At 62.5% G+C, this 15,847-nt stretch carries 16 protein-coding genes; 10 read left to right on the top strand and 6 right to left on the bottom strand.

Going from position 1 to position 15,847, the window contains the following annotated elements; translation table 11 throughout:
• The first annotated feature begins 117 nt into the window (after positions 1-117).
• Positions 118-924, top strand: coding sequence for a 2,5-didehydrogluconate reductase DkgB (gene dkgB, locus FNZ07_RS07195; RefSeq protein WP_091014934.1), 807 nt, complete (start codon positions 118-120; stop codon positions 922-924).
• Between the two features lie 17 nt (positions 925-941).
• The gene (locus tag FNZ07_RS07190; RefSeq protein ID WP_091014932.1) at positions 942-1,946 is read left to right on the top strand and encodes an aldo/keto reductase; all 1,005 of its coding nucleotides are present in this window, start codon (positions 942-944) and stop codon (positions 1,944-1,946) included.
• Here FNZ07_RS07190 and FNZ07_RS07185 read toward each other — a convergent pair.
• The gene (locus tag FNZ07_RS07185; RefSeq protein WP_091014930.1) at positions 1,936-2,595 is read right to left on the bottom strand and encodes a Vgb family protein; all 660 of its coding nucleotides are present in this window, start codon (positions 2,593-2,595) and stop codon (positions 1,936-1,938) included. The two genes, FNZ07_RS07190 and FNZ07_RS07185, sit on opposite strands and share 11 nt — an antisense overlap.
• Before the next feature lie 9 nt (positions 2,596-2,604).
• On the bottom strand, positions 2,605-3,831 hold the full coding sequence (locus FNZ07_RS07180) for an HTH domain-containing protein (RefSeq protein ID WP_091014928.1): 1,227 nt from the start codon (positions 3,829-3,831) through the stop codon (positions 2,605-2,607).
• Between the two features lie 122 nt (positions 3,832-3,953).
• On the opposite strand from FNZ07_RS07180, the gene FNZ07_RS07175 reads away from it, so the two are divergent.
• Positions 3,954-4,766: a DUF899 domain-containing protein gene (locus FNZ07_RS07175; protein ID WP_091014926.1), complete on the top strand. Its 813-nt coding sequence runs from the start codon at positions 3,954-3,956 to the stop codon at positions 4,764-4,766.
• A gap of 137 nt (positions 4,767-4,903) precedes the next feature.
• A complete protein-coding gene (locus FNZ07_RS07170) occupies positions 4,904-5,605 on the top strand; it encodes a DUF2182 domain-containing protein (RefSeq protein ID WP_245811565.1) in 702 nt (233 codons plus the stop codon).
• A 7-nt stretch (positions 5,606-5,612) separates the two neighbouring features.
• Here the strand turns inward: FNZ07_RS07170 and FNZ07_RS07165 are convergent, their stop codons facing one another.
• Positions 5,613-6,521, bottom strand: a complete 909-nt coding sequence (locus FNZ07_RS07165) for a lipid A biosynthesis lauroyl acyltransferase (RefSeq protein ID WP_091015841.1) — start codon at positions 6,519-6,521, stop codon at positions 5,613-5,615.
• A 521-nt stretch (positions 6,522-7,042) separates the two neighbouring features.
• Here FNZ07_RS07165 and cynS point away from each other — a divergent pair.
• Positions 7,043-7,492: a cyanase gene (gene cynS / locus FNZ07_RS07160; protein ID WP_091014921.1), complete on the top strand. Its 450-nt coding sequence runs from the start codon at positions 7,043-7,045 to the stop codon at positions 7,490-7,492.
• Here cynS and FNZ07_RS07155 read toward each other — a convergent pair whose 3' ends face one another.
• Positions 7,493-8,272 (bottom strand): ABC transporter substrate-binding protein, encoded by a 780-nt coding sequence (locus FNZ07_RS07155; protein ID WP_091014919.1) that lies wholly within the window; start codon positions 8,270-8,272, stop codon positions 7,493-7,495.
• 269 nt (positions 8,273-8,541) lie between these two features.
• Here FNZ07_RS07155 and FNZ07_RS07150 point away from each other — a divergent pair, with 269 nt between their 5' ends.
• The 3 genes from FNZ07_RS07150 to FNZ07_RS07140 all read left to right on the top strand — a co-directional run bounded on the left by FNZ07_RS07150 (position 8,542) and on the right by FNZ07_RS07140 (position 12,054).
• Entirely contained in the window at positions 8,542-9,492 is a 951-nt protein-coding gene (locus tag FNZ07_RS07150) for an alpha/beta hydrolase family protein (protein WP_170275678.1), read from the top strand.
• 68 nt (positions 9,493-9,560) lie between these two features.
• Entirely contained in the window at positions 9,561-10,337 is a 777-nt protein-coding gene (locus FNZ07_RS07145; protein WP_091014914.1) for a YkgJ family cysteine cluster protein, read from the top strand.
• A 136-nt stretch (positions 10,338-10,473) separates the two neighbouring features.
• Positions 10,474-12,054, top strand: coding sequence for a sensor domain-containing diguanylate cyclase (locus FNZ07_RS07140; RefSeq protein ID WP_091014912.1), 1,581 nt, complete (start codon positions 10,474-10,476; stop codon positions 12,052-12,054).
• 54 nt (positions 12,055-12,108) lie between these two features.
• Here FNZ07_RS07140 and FNZ07_RS07135 read toward each other — a convergent pair whose 3' ends face one another.
• Entirely contained in the window at positions 12,109-12,474 is a 366-nt protein-coding gene (locus FNZ07_RS07135) for a lysozyme inhibitor LprI family protein (RefSeq protein ID WP_091014909.1), read from the bottom strand.
• Positions 12,475-12,578: 104 nt separating this feature from the next.
• On the opposite strand from FNZ07_RS07135, the gene FNZ07_RS07130 reads away from it, so the two are divergent.
• Positions 12,579-12,926, top strand: a complete 348-nt coding sequence (locus tag FNZ07_RS07130; protein WP_091014906.1) for a response regulator — start codon at positions 12,579-12,581, stop codon at positions 12,924-12,926.
• 56 nt (positions 12,927-12,982) lie between these two features.
• Here the strand turns inward: FNZ07_RS07130 and FNZ07_RS07125 are convergent, their stop codons facing one another.
• Entirely contained in the window at positions 12,983-13,912 is a 930-nt protein-coding gene (locus tag FNZ07_RS07125) for a LysR substrate-binding domain-containing protein (protein ID WP_091014904.1), read from the bottom strand.
• A 286-nt stretch (positions 13,913-14,198) separates the two neighbouring features.
• On the opposite strand from FNZ07_RS07125, the gene FNZ07_RS07120 reads away from it, so the two are divergent.
• A complete protein-coding gene (locus tag FNZ07_RS07120; RefSeq protein ID WP_091014901.1) occupies positions 14,199-15,782 on the top strand; it encodes an inorganic phosphate transporter in 1,584 nt (527 codons plus the stop codon).
• Positions 15,783-15,847: the final 65 nt, after the last annotated feature.

The raw sequence follows: 15,847 nt of genomic DNA, 5'->3' as shown, positions 1-15,847 counted from the left end.
GCGAAGTCAAAAATCATCCCTGTTTCAAGCGGTTTTTAGCAGGTGTCGAAACCGGCAGAATTCGCTTCACTGGGCGCCGGTTTCGTCCGCTTCACTCCCTTCGAGGTTCAAAACATCATGAGCAATATCCCTTCCTTCGGTCTCGGTACGTTCCGTCTTCAAGGTCAGGTCGTCGTCGATTCGGTGCGCAACGGCCTGGAACTGGGCTACCGGTGCGTCGACACCGCGCAGATTTACGGCAACGAAGCTGAAGTCGGCCAGGGCATCGCCGAATCCGGCGTAGCGCGCGACGAGCTGTTTCTCACCACCAAGATCTGGGTCGACAATTACGCACGAGCAAAGCTGATTCCGAGTCTCAAGGACAGCCTCGCGAAGTTGCGCACCGACCATGTCGACCTGACCTTGATCCATTGGCCGGCGCCGGACAACGGCGTCGCGCTCGACGAATTCGTGACCGCACTGGCCGAAGCCAAAGCAGCGGGCCTGACGCGCCAGATCGGCATCTCCAACTTCAATATCGAACTGACGCAGCGGGCTATCTCGGCTGTCGGCAAGAGCGAGATCGCTACGAACCAGATCGAATTGAGTCCGTACCTGCAAAACCGCAAGCTGGTCGAGTTCCTGCAAGGCCAGGACATTCACGTCACGTCGTACATGACACTCGCGTACGGCAAGGTGCTCAAGGACCCGGTGATCGGCGCGATCGCGAACCGTCATCACGCGACACCCGCCCAGGTAGCGCTCGCCTGGGCGCTGCAACTGGGCTATTCGGTGATTCCGTCGTCGACGAAGCGTGAAAACCTTTGCAGCAACCTGCTCGCACAGTCGTTGCAACTGACGGACGAAGACATGACGCAGATCGCTGCCCTGGAACGTAATGGCCGCGAAGTCAGCCCTGCGGGCCTCGCGCCGGTCTGGGATTGAGTACGGGAGAAACAATCATGCGAATCACTATTCCATCGCGCCTCGGTTTCGGCACTGCGCCGCTCGGCAACATGTATCGCGACATCCCTGAAGCCGAGGCACTGGCAACAGTCGATGCAGCCTGGAACAGCGGCATCCGCTATTTCGACGCTGCGCCGCTGTATGGCGCTGGGCTTGCCGAACTGCGGCTCGGAAAAGCACTGGCCGGTCGCCCAAGAGACGAATACGTGCTGGGCACCAAGGTCGGTCGACTGATCCTCGACGAACACGAATCGACTACGAGCCGCGATCTCGGCGAGAAAGGCGGCTTGTTCGAACACGGACTGCCGAACAAGATCGTCTACGACTACACGGCAGACGGCACGTTGCGCTCTATCGAAGACAGCCTGAAGCGGCTGCAAACCGATCGACTGGACTATGTGTGGATCCACGACCCAGCTGTCGATTTCCACGGCGAAAACTGGCGCGCTGTCTTCGACGTGGCGATGTCCGGTGCGGCGAAAGCGCTATCCCGTCTGCGTGACGAAGGCGTCATCAAAGGCTGGGGGCTTGGTGTGAATCGTGTCGAGCCGTGCGAGCTCGCGCTCGAGCAAGCCGATCCGGATGGCTTTCTGATCGCCGGTCGCTATACGTTGCTCGATCACGAAGCCGCGCTGAACAAGCTGATGCCGGCGTGCGAAGCAAGAGGGCTTGGCATCGTCGTGGGCGGCCCGTACAACTCCGGGCTGCTCGCGGGAGGCACGCACTTCGAATATCAGCTGGCGTCGCAAACGATGATCGATCGTGTTGCGCGGATCAAGCAGGTTTGCGCTAAGTTTGGCGTCGATATCCGCGCGGTGGCTCTGCAATTTTCTCTCGCGCATCCGGCTGTTGCAGGTGTCATCCCCGGTGCAAGCCAGCCGTCGCGGATCGAAGAGAATCGTGCACTGATGGCAATGCCGATTCCGGATGCGCTGTGGGACGCGTTGAAATCGGAGCGCCTGATCGCAGCTCACGCGCCAACCCCTTCGCTTATTCGCTAGTAGCGTCGACCGGGGTTCGCCTCGGTCGACGAATCGCGCGCAACTTCCCGCTCTTTCCGCCACCGCAGAAGAACTGGTCACCACCGTCCGATTCAAGTCCCGACACATGGACCCCAGACGGCATCTCGAGACTTTCGATAATCTCTCCTGTGTGAGGATCGATTTGCCTTAGCTCGCTCGCGTCGTCCTCCCAGGTGGCATGCCACAACTGCCCATCAACCCAGGTCACCCCGGTGACAAAACGATTCGACTCGATAGTGCGAAGAATCGCGCCCGTTTGCGGATCGATTTGATGGATCTTCCGGTCGCGATACTGTCCGACCCACAGCGTTCCCTCGGCCCACGCGAGCCCCGAATGGTTGCCACCGGCTGGTGCGGGAATCGTAGCGAGTACATCGCCGGTCTGCGCATCGAGCTTCTGGATGGTGCCGCCGGCAAGCTGGAAGAGGTGCTGGCCATCGAACGCGGACCCCGCATGCGCGGCGACGTCGATCGAGCGCAGCATTTTTCCGCTCGCTGGGTCGAGCGCGTTCAGTTTGTCTCCGGATGCGAACCAGACATGCCGGCCGTCATACGTGACACCGTGCACGCTGTCGACACCCTCGAAGGGGCCATATTCGCGAAGGACTTCGGCGGTTGATCGGTTCATGCTGCCATCCTAATCGTTCGATAGTGACGCGGGGAGTAACAAGGGCGTCGTGAATCCGGGCATTGGCGGCATCAGCCAGCGACGCGATCGCCCGCGCCCCACCGGCTCTACCTTACCGTCTTCCGCAAGCGAATCGAGTGCACGCTGCAAGGTACGCTGACTGACTCCCAGCGCAAGCGCGAGCGCCGAGCTCGACCATGATTCGCCGTCAGCAAGCAAGGCGAGCACCGCCGCGTGTCGTTCGTCGTCGTGTCGTGCCAGAACGGCAACCTCGCGCGCGCGATACGGTGTCAGCACAAATCCATGCCTGGTTGCGGTCACATCAGCCAGCGTTTGCAGCAGGATACGCAGCCGGCCGATTTCAACGCGCAGACGCGCCCGATACGATTCGTCGGCGCGCGTTGCCCGAAATACCCGCGCCACCAGCGCATCTCTCGATACATCCGACGGCCACGCCTCGCCGAGCGCACGCACGAGCTCAAACAATACAGGCCGCCTTGCTAGCGCAATGACCGTATGCGCGTCGCGCACGACGTGACGGCACGCGTCCACGACAAAGGTCTGCGATGACAGCAGCACTTCGACCTCGTCGAGCGACAGGAGCCGCTCGTCACCACGGGCAATCAGGCGAGCAGCCGGTGTGTTCAGGACCCGGGACGCGCTTTCGACCTCAGCGGCTAGTGCGGGAATACCTGCGCGAGACGCGGCGCGACCGGCACGCACTAGTGCAGCTCGCGCTATCTTCGGTTGCAGACGGCGCAACGCGATGCCCGCGACAACCAGCTCATGCGCCACCCGCAGCGCAGGCGGAAACAACCCAGGATCGAGCGCGCCAAGCGCATGCTCGGCGGCGTCGAGGCGCCCCACCAGAAGCAGTCGCCGCACGTCGAGATACTGCGCATGCGCTGCGTTTACCCGGTCGCCGTGCGCTTCGAGCGTCGCTCGCGCGGCATCGAGCGTCTTTGCAGACCAACCCAGGTCGCGTGAGGCAAGCGCGATTTCAACCTCGGCGACCACACATCGCGCGCGGGCCACGGCCTCTTCGGGACCGAAGGCGCGCGCGGCACGGCGCATCAACGCCTTCGCTCGAACCAGATCGCCGAGCTGCGCCATCGCGATGCCTCGAAGCGCGAGCGCCGGCGCATCGTCGCGCAAAGCGACCCAGTTCAGGGCGCCGAGCGGATCACCCGCCGCGAGTGCACGCGCAGCCGCCGTAACGAGCGCATCAGTGTTCATGCCAATCCCGCCACACTTGTCACTCCCACCGTTCGATAGCGGGTCTTAATCTATCACGACCCCCAACCCGTCAGTCGTATCGGTCACGAGACGAACGACGCAGAACATCGAAGGAGATAACGATGACGACACACCACACCGGAACGCGCGAAGCGTGGCTGGCCGCGCGGCTCGACCTGCTCGCAGCGGAGAAGGCGCTGACCCGGCGCAGCGACGAGCTGGCGCAGCAACGCCAGGCGCTGCCGTGGGTTCGCGTCGACAAGGCGTACCGATTCGACACCGACGAAGGAAGTGCCTCGCTGGCGGATCTCTTCAAAGGGCGTTCGCAACTGCTCGTCTACCACTTCATGTTTGGCCCCGACTACAAGGCCGGATGTCCGTCGTGCTCGGCAATCGCGGACGGGTTTAACGGCTTCGCGCTCCATCTGGCGCATCACGATGTCACGCTTGCGGCCGTATCGCGTGCGCCGCTCGCAAAACTGCAGACATACAAACAGCGGATGGGGTGGACATTTCCCTGGGCATCCGCACCGGGAAACGCGGCGAGTCCGGATATCACTTCGAGCGTTGCGGCCGACTTCAACGCCGACTTCAGCGTATGGTTCACCGACGAGCAGCAACGCAGCGGCACCGTCGACTACAACTACCGGCGCGAGCCGCCCCTAAAGTCGAGCGCGAGTCAGGACGATGAGAACGCAGGGGCCGTGGCCACGTTCGCGGCCATGTGCGGCACCGATGTGCCCACCTACATCCGCGACCGCCCCGGTTTAAGTGCGTTCGTACTCGAGGATGGCATCGTCTACCACACCTACTCCACCTACTCGCGCGGACTGGATGGCCTCTGGGGCATGTTTCAATGGCTCGACCGCGCTCCGCGAGGGCGCAACGAGATCGGTGTCTGGTGGCATCGACACGACGAATACGACCGACGCTGAGGCAACGCGTGAGTCGAGTCGATGCAATCGGGACACGGAAAACCTGCCGATGCGGTGTTCCCGGTGCCACTTTCTTTAGCGTCGCGGCGCTCGTCTTCACGTTCAGCGCGGCGCTGACGATCACCCGTTGCGCGTCGATGTCGGCACTGAGCGATGTGCCGATGCCAGGCGGCTGGATGCTGTCGATGATGTGGATACGGATGTGCGGTCAGACATGGCGAGAGGTCGCAACGTCAACCCTCGGCATGTGGATCGCGATGAGCATCGCGATGATGCTGCCGTCCGTCACGCCGACGTTGTGGCGCTACCACCGCGAGCTTGCCTCCAGGACCTGCGTCACACGCCCCGGCACGCTGACCATGCTGGTGGGCGTGGGGTACTTCCTGGTATGGACGCTATACGGCATGGTCGTCTTGCCGCCAGGCATCGCACTGGCGGCACTCGAGATGCGCGTGCCGTTGCTGGCGCGCGCCGTTCCGTTCGTTTCCACTGTAGTTGTGCTGAGCGCCGGTGTGCTCCAGTTCACCGCATGGAAAGCCCGGCACCTTGCCTGCTGCCGACGAGCGCCGGCGGGTGAGCGCGCATTGTCACTCATCAATGCCACCACGGCCTGGCGACAGGGCGTGCGCCTAGGCGTTCACTGCAGCTATAGCTGCGCCGGTCTGACCGCGATCCTTCTGGTCTCAGGCACCATGGACCTGCGCGCGATGGTTGCAGTAACAACGGCCATCGCCGCCGAACGTCTGGCACCCGATGGCGAACGCGTCGCGCGTGCTATCGGAGTCGTTGTCATTGGAGCCGGGTTGTTTCTACTTGCGCGTGCCATTCGGACCGGGTGACCCCCACTCAATACACCCCAGCCACTCCCACCGGACGATGCTTGAACCTCCGGTGCACCCAGTAATACTGCTCTGGAAACCTGAGGATCTGCGTTTCCAGAAACTCGTTCATCCGACGTGCGTCGACGGTCTCGCTGCTGGACGGGTAATCGCTGAGCGGTTTGAAAATAGTTAGCTTGTAGCCGCGAAAATCCGGCAGCACTTCGGTCACGAACGGCACGACCCGCGCACGGCCGAGTTTCGCGAGACGCGAAATCGATGTCAGCGTGCACGCCTCTACACCGAAGAACGGCACGAAGACCGAGTTGTCGATACCCTGGTCCATATCGGCGGCGAGCATGACGGGCGTGCCTGAACGCAGCAAACCGACAACCTTCCGCGCACTCGTCGCGCGCTCGATCATCTCCGCGCCAAACCTGCCGCGTTGCCGCCGGGCCAGATCGCACATCGGCGCATTCGACATGCGCGTATAGAGCGATGCGACCGGCAGGTGTGTCGAATAACGCATGCACCCCACTTCGATACCGACGAAGTGAAAACCCATGAAGATGGTTGGCGGTGCGTTCTTGTCGTCGAGGTCGATTTCGCTTTCGATCTGCACGATCTTGTCGATCGACTTCGCACTACCGAACCACTGTATGCCGCGTTCGAGATAGCTGCGCACCACATGCTGGAAATGCGCCCGGCCCAGTTGTTCGTGCTCAAGCGCGCTCTTCGCCGGAAAGCACAGGCGCAGGTTCACCAGCACGATGTGTTTGCGGCGACTGGGAAGCCTGTACAACGTCGTACCCAGTGCGCTTCCAAAGCGTGCGACAAACGAATAAGGCAATACGGAGAGCACGCGCAACAGCGCGACGATGAGAAACAGACCGAATTTGTCCAAAGGGCATCCTGCTTGTAAAGGGCCGAACAACATCAGGGCGAAGCAGGCTACGCGATGCCCGATCGGCCGATACTCCCGCAGGAACATTGCCGCTCGAAAAATCAGGTGTGAAGACTATCGCATCGAGGTACGCGTCGGGTTACGGGTGTCTTGTTGACGTTACGGAATCCTACCCGGCGTAACGCGCGGTAAGAATCTACGTAATACGGCGTCGCGCGCGCGATCTGCAGTCTATCTGTGCAACACATCCTTACGATGTCCGCGAAGGATACTCCTGATGGACCGGGCAAAACCAGAAAGGTCGGGCCGGGGGATACCCGGACGGGCATCGGGGGGATGCTTTCGGCGCGCCGCATTTCCCTGCACACTGGGCGCAAACCGTTATACGGCGGCCTTCGACGCGAACCTCGCGAGGTCGGGGGACGCGTCGCGCTGTCAATGACAGATTCAGCAGAAATCCTGAATTTTTTCCGGTCTTGCCTCGAAAACGCGCCAATGCGAAGCTTTGAACGGTCCCCATCTCCGCTTTTTCACTTCTTTCTATGGAGCACAACATGATATCGAGCCGCGACGAAGTCACCCGGATGATCGTTTCCGCGAAAGTAGCCAGGGGGCTGAAATGGAGCGACGTCGCCGAGCGGATCGGCCAGAGCAAGGAGTGGACGACGGCCGCGTGTCTGGGCCAGATGACCTTTACCCGCAGCCAGGCCGAAACCGCCGGCGACATCTTCGGCCTGTCGGACGAAGCCGTCGCGTGGTTGCAGATCGTTCCGTACAAGGGTTCGTTGCGGGAGGCCGTGCCAACCGATCCGCTGATCTATCGCTGGTACGAGATCGTCAACGTCTACGGCACGACCATCAAGGAACTGATTCACGAGGAATTCGGCGACGGCATCATGAGCGCGATCGATTTCTCGATGGACATTCAACGCGAAGCCGATCCCAAAGGCGATCGCGTCAAGGTGGTGCTGTCCGGCAAATTCCTGCCGTACAAGACCTACTGATCAGCCGCCGTACACGTCGAAGTCGAAATACTTGTCCGCGATGCGCTTGTACGTGCCGTCCTTGATCATCGCGGCAATCGCTGCATCGAGTTTCTCCTTCAGGTCGGTATCTTCCTTGCGCAGACCGATACCGGTGCCCGGACCGAAAATCGCGCTGTCATCGAGCACCGGTCCAGCAAACGCATAAGGCGCGCCGCGCGGCGTATCGAGAAAACCGCGCTCGGCCTGTACCGCGTTCTGCAACGACGCATCGAGCCGCCCCGCCAGCAGGTCCACATACACCTGATCCTGATCCGCATACGACACAACGTTGACGCCATGCGCGCCCCAGTGTGTCTTCGCGTAAGTCTCCTGCATCGAGCCCTGCTCGACACCGACCGATTTACCCGCGAGCGACGCGGCAGTCGGCTCGATGGTCGAACCTTTCTTCGCGACGAGACGCGTGGGCACATGGAAGATCTTCGATGAGAACGCGATCTGCTTGACGCGTGCGGGTGTCATCGAGAGGGTAGACAGCACGCCGTCGAACTTGCGTGCCTTCAGGCCCGGAATCATGCCGTCGAAGGCATTCTCGACCCACACGCATTTCGCGTTCAGACGCCGGCACAGTTCGTTGCCGACATCGATGTCGAAACCGACCAGCTTGCCGTCGGCGGCCTTCGATTCGAACGGCGGATAACTGGCATCGACGCCGAAACGTATCGTCGACCAGTCTTTCGCATATGCGCCACTCGAAACGACCAGCAGCACACCCAGCAATACCATCCCTATTCTTTTCATCTAATGCTCGCAAATGTTCAGTGACAGACTATTGAAACACCGTGTGCGACCCCGCGCGCGACGATGCCGATGCATTATCGGCGATGCGCGCGCGGCGCCAATAAACCTTCTGCGTGAAGTTTCTGCTCCCCGCTGCGCAGCGTGAGCAACATGAGCAACGTAAGCAACGTGAGCGGCGCAACTCGCAGTTGACCATTTTTCGCCCCGGTGGTCTGATGGCAAGCGCCGAGCGTCTCTGTCGGCCTGGACAACACAACGACGCTAACAAAATGCCCACAACCCCAACCATTCCCATGCGCCATCGCGCGCATGCGCTGCTGCTGGCCGCTCTGTTGATCGTCGCACCGGCATGCTTCGCGGGCCCGGCCGAGCTCGATCCACCCGCCACCGATCTGCACGAAACCATCGTCCAGGTGCCGATGACAGAGCACGGCCTCCTCGGCGACACGCAGCGCGAACTGGTCGCCACGACCTACATGCCCGACGGCCCCGGCCCGTTTCCGCTGATCGTGCTGAGCCACGGCAATCCGCCCAACGCAATCGATCGCGTGAAGGTCGGTCGCTATCGTAAGCTCGCGCAGATTCGCGCTTTCGTCGGACTCGGCTTCGCCGTCATCGTGCCGATCCGGCGCGGCTACGGCGCGACGGGCGGATCGTTTGCCGAAGACACGGGGCACTCATGCGACCACGCCGATTTCGACACTGCCGCTAAGGAAGCCGCGCAAGACCTGCTGGCGACCATCGCTTACGCCGACACGCTGCCGCAGGTCGATCGCAATCACATCGTGCTGGTGGGACAGTCGGCGGGCGGATTCGCTTCGCTTGCCGCAGCGAGCGAAGCCCCGAAAGGTCTCGTCGCCGTGGTCAATTTTTCGGGTGGACGCGGCGGCCGGCCGTCCACGCATCCAGGCGCTCCGTGTGCGCCGGAGCGGATGGCCGAGACGATGGGACACTTCGGCTCCACCATTCAGATACCGGTGCTGTGGCACTACGTCGAGAACGATCAGTACTTCGCGCCCGACGTTGTGAAGACCTGGTTCAGCGCGTTCCAGGCGGCCGGCGGCAAAGGCGAACTCGTGTTCGAAGCGCCGTTCGGTCGCGACGGCCACGGTATGTTCGCAGTCGATCGCGCGTTACCGATCTGGTGGCCGCATTTCGAGCAGTTCATCGCGACGGTCGTGCCGTTGAGCCATACCGCGGCGTCCACCCCCTCTTCGTGATACGAGCGGTCCTGGATTGCCACCTCGCATCAGATCAGATTAGCTCCCCCGAACAGAAACAACTGCGCATGAACGACCTCGATTTCGACTGCACGATGTGCGGCAAATGCTGTCACGGGCTGCGGCTCGCGCTGACCGTCGACGAAGCCCGCGCCTGGCTACGACGCGGCGGCCGCGTCGAACTGATGTGCGAAGCGATACCGTGGCCCGTCGAACCCGTTGCGGAAAATCGCGAGGCGCAGTACCGGCACGCCCGCTCGTTTCCCGCCGCGAGCGGCACACTGCCGGTGCGGATCGCCGTGTTGCTGGTCGCTACGTTCGAAGGCGCCTGCCCGAACCTCGGCGCCGACATGCGCTGCGGCATCTATCACGAGCGGCCGCTCGTGTGCCGCATCTATCCCGCTGAAATCAATCCGTTCGTCGTACTCGCGCCCGCCAGCAAGGGATGCCCTCCCGACGCATGGCAAGGCACGCCGATGATCCGGCATGGACAGCTTATCGACAGCGAGGTCCAGGCATCGATCGATCAGGCCCGCACCGCCAGTGCCCGCGATGTGCCCGCCAAGGCACAACTGTGCGCGACGCTCGGCCTCGCGCATGCAGCGCTTGCGAACGAAGGCTTCGTCACGTACGCACCCGAATCTCATGCGCTGCTTGCCGCACTCGATGCCCTCTCCGACGTAACGCCCGGCAGTCGCGATGCACGCGCCACACCATGGAACTTCGTATCGAACCGCCACGAAACTGTCGAAACGCTGACATCGATCGGTGCGCTAGCGGCCGCGCCGGCCCCCACGCATGCATACGGATACCTCGGTTTCTTCGCGGCAACGCCCGCGGGTTAGTCCCGACCACGCCGCCCGCCCATCGGCACGCTCACGAATTGCACCCACCCGCACGCTTCGGCTAGGATCACAATCGGGGTAGCAGGGGGCAGCACCGCATGGATGACAACGGTCCAGGCGAGACGATCGAGGGGACATGTCCGTACTCAAACCGGTTTTCCCATTGAACCAGCGTCTGCGCAAGAGAACGCTCGCGTGGGAGGCCGCGCTTGCGCGGGCGGTCGGCAATCATCCGTTCGTCGCGGGCATCGCCGGTACGGCCGTCGCCGCGGCGATGGCCGGTCTGACCTTTGTGTCGCTGTACGCGGGACGTGCCGATGCGTTGACGCATGCGCATGAAACGTCGCAAAGTCTCGTTTCGATTATCGGCAGCGACCTCGAAAGAAACATCGAAATCTACAATCTCTCGCTGCGCGCGATGGTCGACGGTGCGCAGCGTCCGCTGACCTGGCAGCTCTCGCCGGGCTTGCGGCAATCGGTTCTGTTCGATCGCGCAACGGATGCCGAGTACCTCGGCGGTGCCTACATTCTCGGCACCGACGGCAAGGTCAGGGCCGAGCAAAGCGGTGAGATCAACCCTTTGATCGGACTCGGCGATCGCGATTACTTCCTGGCCCATCAGCGCAATCCATCGGTTGGCTTATTCATTTCGCATCCGTTTCGTTCGCGGCTGCGCGATCACAAGCTGTCGATCGGCCTGACGCGACGCATCGACACGCCCGACGGCCAGTTTTCCGGCGTCGCGCTGCTCGCTATCCGCATCGAGTACTTCCAGCATCTGCTCGACAAGATCAATACAGGCCCATCGGGTTCGGTGTTCATTTCGCTCGACGACGGCACGCTGCTCGCCCGCAAGCCGCTCACGACCAGCGAAATCGGGACCAGTGTGGTGCGCTCGCCGGTATTCGCGTACATCGCGGGGCACTCGTCGGGGTCGTTTGTGACGGTCTCCGCGCTCGACGGCGTGACGCGCATGTACACCTATGCACGCGTACCCGGCACCCCACTGCTCGCCGTCGTTGCGCCGGCCGTCGACGACGTACTCGCGAGCTGGCGCAAGCGCAGCGTGATCGCCGCAGTACTGACGTTCGCGCTGGGCGTGGTCGTCATCGCCGTGTCGTGGTTGCTCGCGTTCGCGGTGCGCGACAAGATACTTGCCGAAACCGAATTGCTACGGCTCGCCGCCACCGATCCACTCACGGGTCTCGCGAACCGTCGCACGCTCGACCAGCGGCTCGACGACGCATGGCTGCATTCGCGCCGCAACGGCGAGCCGCTGTCAGCGCTTTTCATCGATATCGATTACTTCAAGCGGTTCAACGATGCACACGGCCACGCGGCCGGCGACGAGGTCATCGCGGCCGTTGCGGATTGCGTCGCGTCCACCGTACGCCGTTCGATCGATGTAGTGGCACGCTATGGCGGCGAGGAATTCGCCGTGATACTGCCCGGCACGCCGGCCGCGGGAGCGACCAAACTGGCCGAGAAAATCCGCCGGAAAGTGGAGTCGTTGCGTTTCACGTATGCAGCCGACACACAGGAAGCGGTGACGGTTAGCATCGGCAGCGCGAGCTGTGTGCCGTCGAACGGCGGCACGGCACTCGAATTGCTCGCCGCTGCCGACGAACAGCTCTATGCAGCGAAGGCCGCGGGACGCAACCAGGTGATGTCGTTCATTCGTCCGGAAAACGAAACGACGCACGGGGCGTCGTCCTGAAACGCGGTTTGATGGCTGCTTTATCTGTTTTTCGAAGGCATATTACGTGCCTTGTCAGAACGGCCCACGGCTTTTCAGCTGTGCGTACTGCGCCTTCAGCACATTGATACGCGAGCGGTACATCGTCGCCAGACACGACCGCGACGCCCCGCAGCGGGACCGGTTTTGCAACCAGTCATGCTGCGCTTCCTGCATGTCGCCGCGGGTCCCCATCGCGACGAGCCCGGTAAGCATCTCGTAGCGAACCGCCATTTCTACATCCATTTCGCTCAACTGACGGGATGCGCATATCGCGCGCTCGTCGGGCTGCTGTGCCTGCGTGCAATCGAAGCTTGCGGCCTGCGCGATGCCGGCTGACGCCGCGAAACAGGCGAAACACGCGATATAGACGGCACGACGGTATCGACGAAATGAACGCATAAGACCTCGCTATTAGAAAACGGAGGAAAGCTGCCACACGGATTTAACCCGCACTCCGCACTTGGAACGCGCATTGCTACGGAATAGCCAGCCTTAGGACAATCATGACAACGATACTGCTGGTCGAAGACGATCTCAATCTGCTGCGCGCACTGGAAACACTGTTGAAAGGGCACGGATACCGTGTGCGGACGGCGGCGGACGGCCTACTCGCCATCCGCTCGGCGCGGGCCGAGCGTCCCGATATCGTTGTTTCGGACTGGATGATGCCGGGCATGGACGGCATTGCGCTCATCGACGCACTCAAATCCGTGCCGCAACTTGCCGATGTACCCGTCGTGCTGACGTCGGCGGTAGGACCGCCGCCGGCGATTCCGATCAGCGGGTTTCTGCGCAAACCGTTTCCCGCTGCGACGCTGCTCGACATGCTGCGCCGTATCGTCAAGTCGTAAACCCTGGCGCACAGCGGTACTTCATACCTGCGTGCCTGCCTTAGTCGCAAACACGCTCACGGCACAAGTGGCGCCACCGACGAACTATCCAGCATACGTGCCGCCAGCCAGACTTCCTGTCGCAGCCAGTCACGAAACAGCGTGAGTTGCGGTAAGTCGCCCTGCTCGGGGCGCGTGACGAACCAGTACGACTGATGGCCGTCCACGTGCACGTTCAACACGGGCACGAGCTGGCCGCTCGCCAGTTCGCGCGCGATCATGTGGCGGTCCGCGATCGTGATGCCCAAGCCGTCGATGGCCGCGCGAATCGCCAGATCGAGCAGATCGAATTCGTAGCCGCCCGTCGTATCGACGCCCGCGATTCCCGCGGCGTTCAGCCAGTGCTGCCAGGTCTGGTAGCGCTGGTCGTCGCTGGCGAGAACGTGCAGCAGCGTGAACTGGTTCAGATCGATCGGCTGTTGCGCGGGCTGCCGTGCCAGCAGCGCGGGCGCACACACGGCCACGTGCCGCTCGTTCATTAGCAACTGCTGGTCCAGCCCTTCCCATTCGCCGTTGCCGAAGCGGATCGCGCAATCGAGCACGGCCGATTCCGCGAGGTTGTCCTCCACGCGCGTCGACAGGCTCAGTTCCAGCTCGGGATGCTCGTCGCGCAGACGACCGAGCCGCGGCATCAGCCAGCGGCTCGCGAAAGTGGGCGGCGCATTGATACGCAGGCGGTTGAGGTGCGTCTTCTCCTGAATACTGCGCACCGTCAGCTCGATCTTGTCGAACGATTGCTGCAACGCCTGCAACAGCACGCGGCCCGCTGCCGTCAGTTCGAGCCGGTGATGATGCCGCTGCAGCAGCGCTTCGCCGAGCTGATCCTCCAGTTGCCGCACCTGCCGGCTGACTGCGCTCTGCGTGACATTGAGCTGTTCGGCGGCGCGCGTGAAGCTGCCGGTGTGTCCGGCCACCTCGAAGGCTTTGAGCGCGTTCAGCGCGGGCATCTTTCGTTTCAAGGGCGTCTCTGCAAGCAGGCAGCAAGGGGGATTGCGGGGTTGCGGGTTCCCGGGAGCGTCGGCCGGCCCCATTTTACGCGCGCCGGACTTCGGCTTGCGCGGCTCGCCCTGGGGCAAATCCGGAGGTGTGCGGGCAACCGCGCCCGCCAAGCGTCAGCAACCTTACGCCCATATAAGGGGCATACCCGACACCGATTTGTCATCTTCACGACACACGCCCCCACCAGGATCGTAGGTCTCCACGCCCCCATTCACCCCTCACGAGACACAGGCCATGCCGGAACTTTCGTATCCGCAGTCGAACGCCCCTGCCGGCCGTCGCAACATCGGCCTTTTTATCTTTCTGCTGGCCATCGCCGCCGGCGCCGCTTACTGCGCGACGCATCTGCTCGATGACCTCGCGCCGGTGCGCCAGTCGTCGCTGCTGCCGTACCTGCTGCTCGGCTTCGCACTCGTGATCGCGCTCGGCTTCGAGTTCGTCAACGGCTTTCATGACACCGCGAACGCTGTCGCCACGGTCATCTATACGCATTCATTGACGCCGAACCTCGCAGTCGTCTGGTCCGGTGCGTGGAATTTTCTCGGCGTGCTGACCTCGACCGGTGCGGTCGCGTTCGGCATCCTGCAGTTGCTGCCCGTCGAACTGATCCTGCAGGTCGGCAACGGCGCCGGCTTCTCGATGGTGTTCGCGCTGCTGATCGCCGCGATCATCTGGAATCTCGGCACCTGGTACTTCGGTTTGCCGTCGTCGAGCTCGCACACGTTGATCGGCTCGATCATCGGCGTCGGGCTGATGAACTCGATGCTGCACGGCGCATCGGGCACGAGCGGCGTCGACTGGAACCAGGCGCTTGGCGTCGGCAAGTCGCTGGTGTTCTCGCCGATCGTCGGCTTCCTGCTCGCTGCGTTGCTGCTGCTCATTCTCAAGGCGGTCGTGCGCGTACCAGCGCTGTATGCCGAGCCGACCGGCAACGAGCCGCCGCCGTTCTGGATTCGCGCGCTGCTGATCCTCACCTGCACGGGCGTGTCGTTCGCGCATGGTTCGAACGACGGTCAGAAGGGCATGGGTCTCATCATGCTGATCCTGATCGGCACCGTACCGACCGCGTATGCACTGAACAAGGCCGTCACCCCCGCCGAATCGCAGACCTTCGTCGCCGTCGCTGAACAGGCTTCGACATCGTTTTCCCGATACACGAACGGCGCGCCGCCTTCGACCAACCCGCGACGCGATGTCGAAGACTACGTGCGCACACGTCAACTGACGCCGGCCACGGTGCCCGCGCTGCAGCAACTGACCGCGCAGATCGGCAAGCAGGTCGGAGAGTCGGGTTCGATGGCGAACGTTCCGCAGGATATCGTCGATAACGTGCGCAACAATATGTACGTCGCGTCCGAAGCGATCCGCCTCATCGACAAGGCGAAACAGCCGGTGTTCGCGCCCAACGACGCGAAAGCCATCGACAACTTCAAGAAGCAAACCGATCACGCGACCAAGTTCATTCCGACATGGGTCAAGGTCGCGGTTGCGATCGCGCTGGGTCTAGGCACGATGGTCGGCTGGAAGCGCATCGTCGTGACGGTCGGCGAGAAGATTGGCAAGCAGCATCTGACCTACGGCCAGGGTGCATCGGCCGAACTCGTCGCGATGGTGACCATCGGTGCCGCGGACGTGTACGGCCTGCCGGTATCGACGACACACGTGCTGTCGTCCGGGGTAGCGGGCGCGATGGCGGCGAACGGCTCGGGGCTGCAATGGAACACCGTGCGTAGCCTCGTGCTCGCGTGGGTGCTGACGTTGCCGGCATCGATTGCGCTGTCGGCGATGCTCTACTGGTTGTTCCGCCAGGTGTTCTGAACGACGCATGGCGCGGTAGCCGGTGCACACGCTCCGGCTACCGCAGATGAAGGATGAAAGATTAA

The organism is Paraburkholderia megapolitana, assembly GCF_007556815.1.
GTDB lineage: Bacteria > Pseudomonadota > Gammaproteobacteria > Burkholderiales > Burkholderiaceae > Paraburkholderia > Paraburkholderia megapolitana.
The sequence above is the reverse complement of the archived record's forward strand: the minus strand, read 5'-3'. Positions and strand labels throughout refer to the sequence as shown.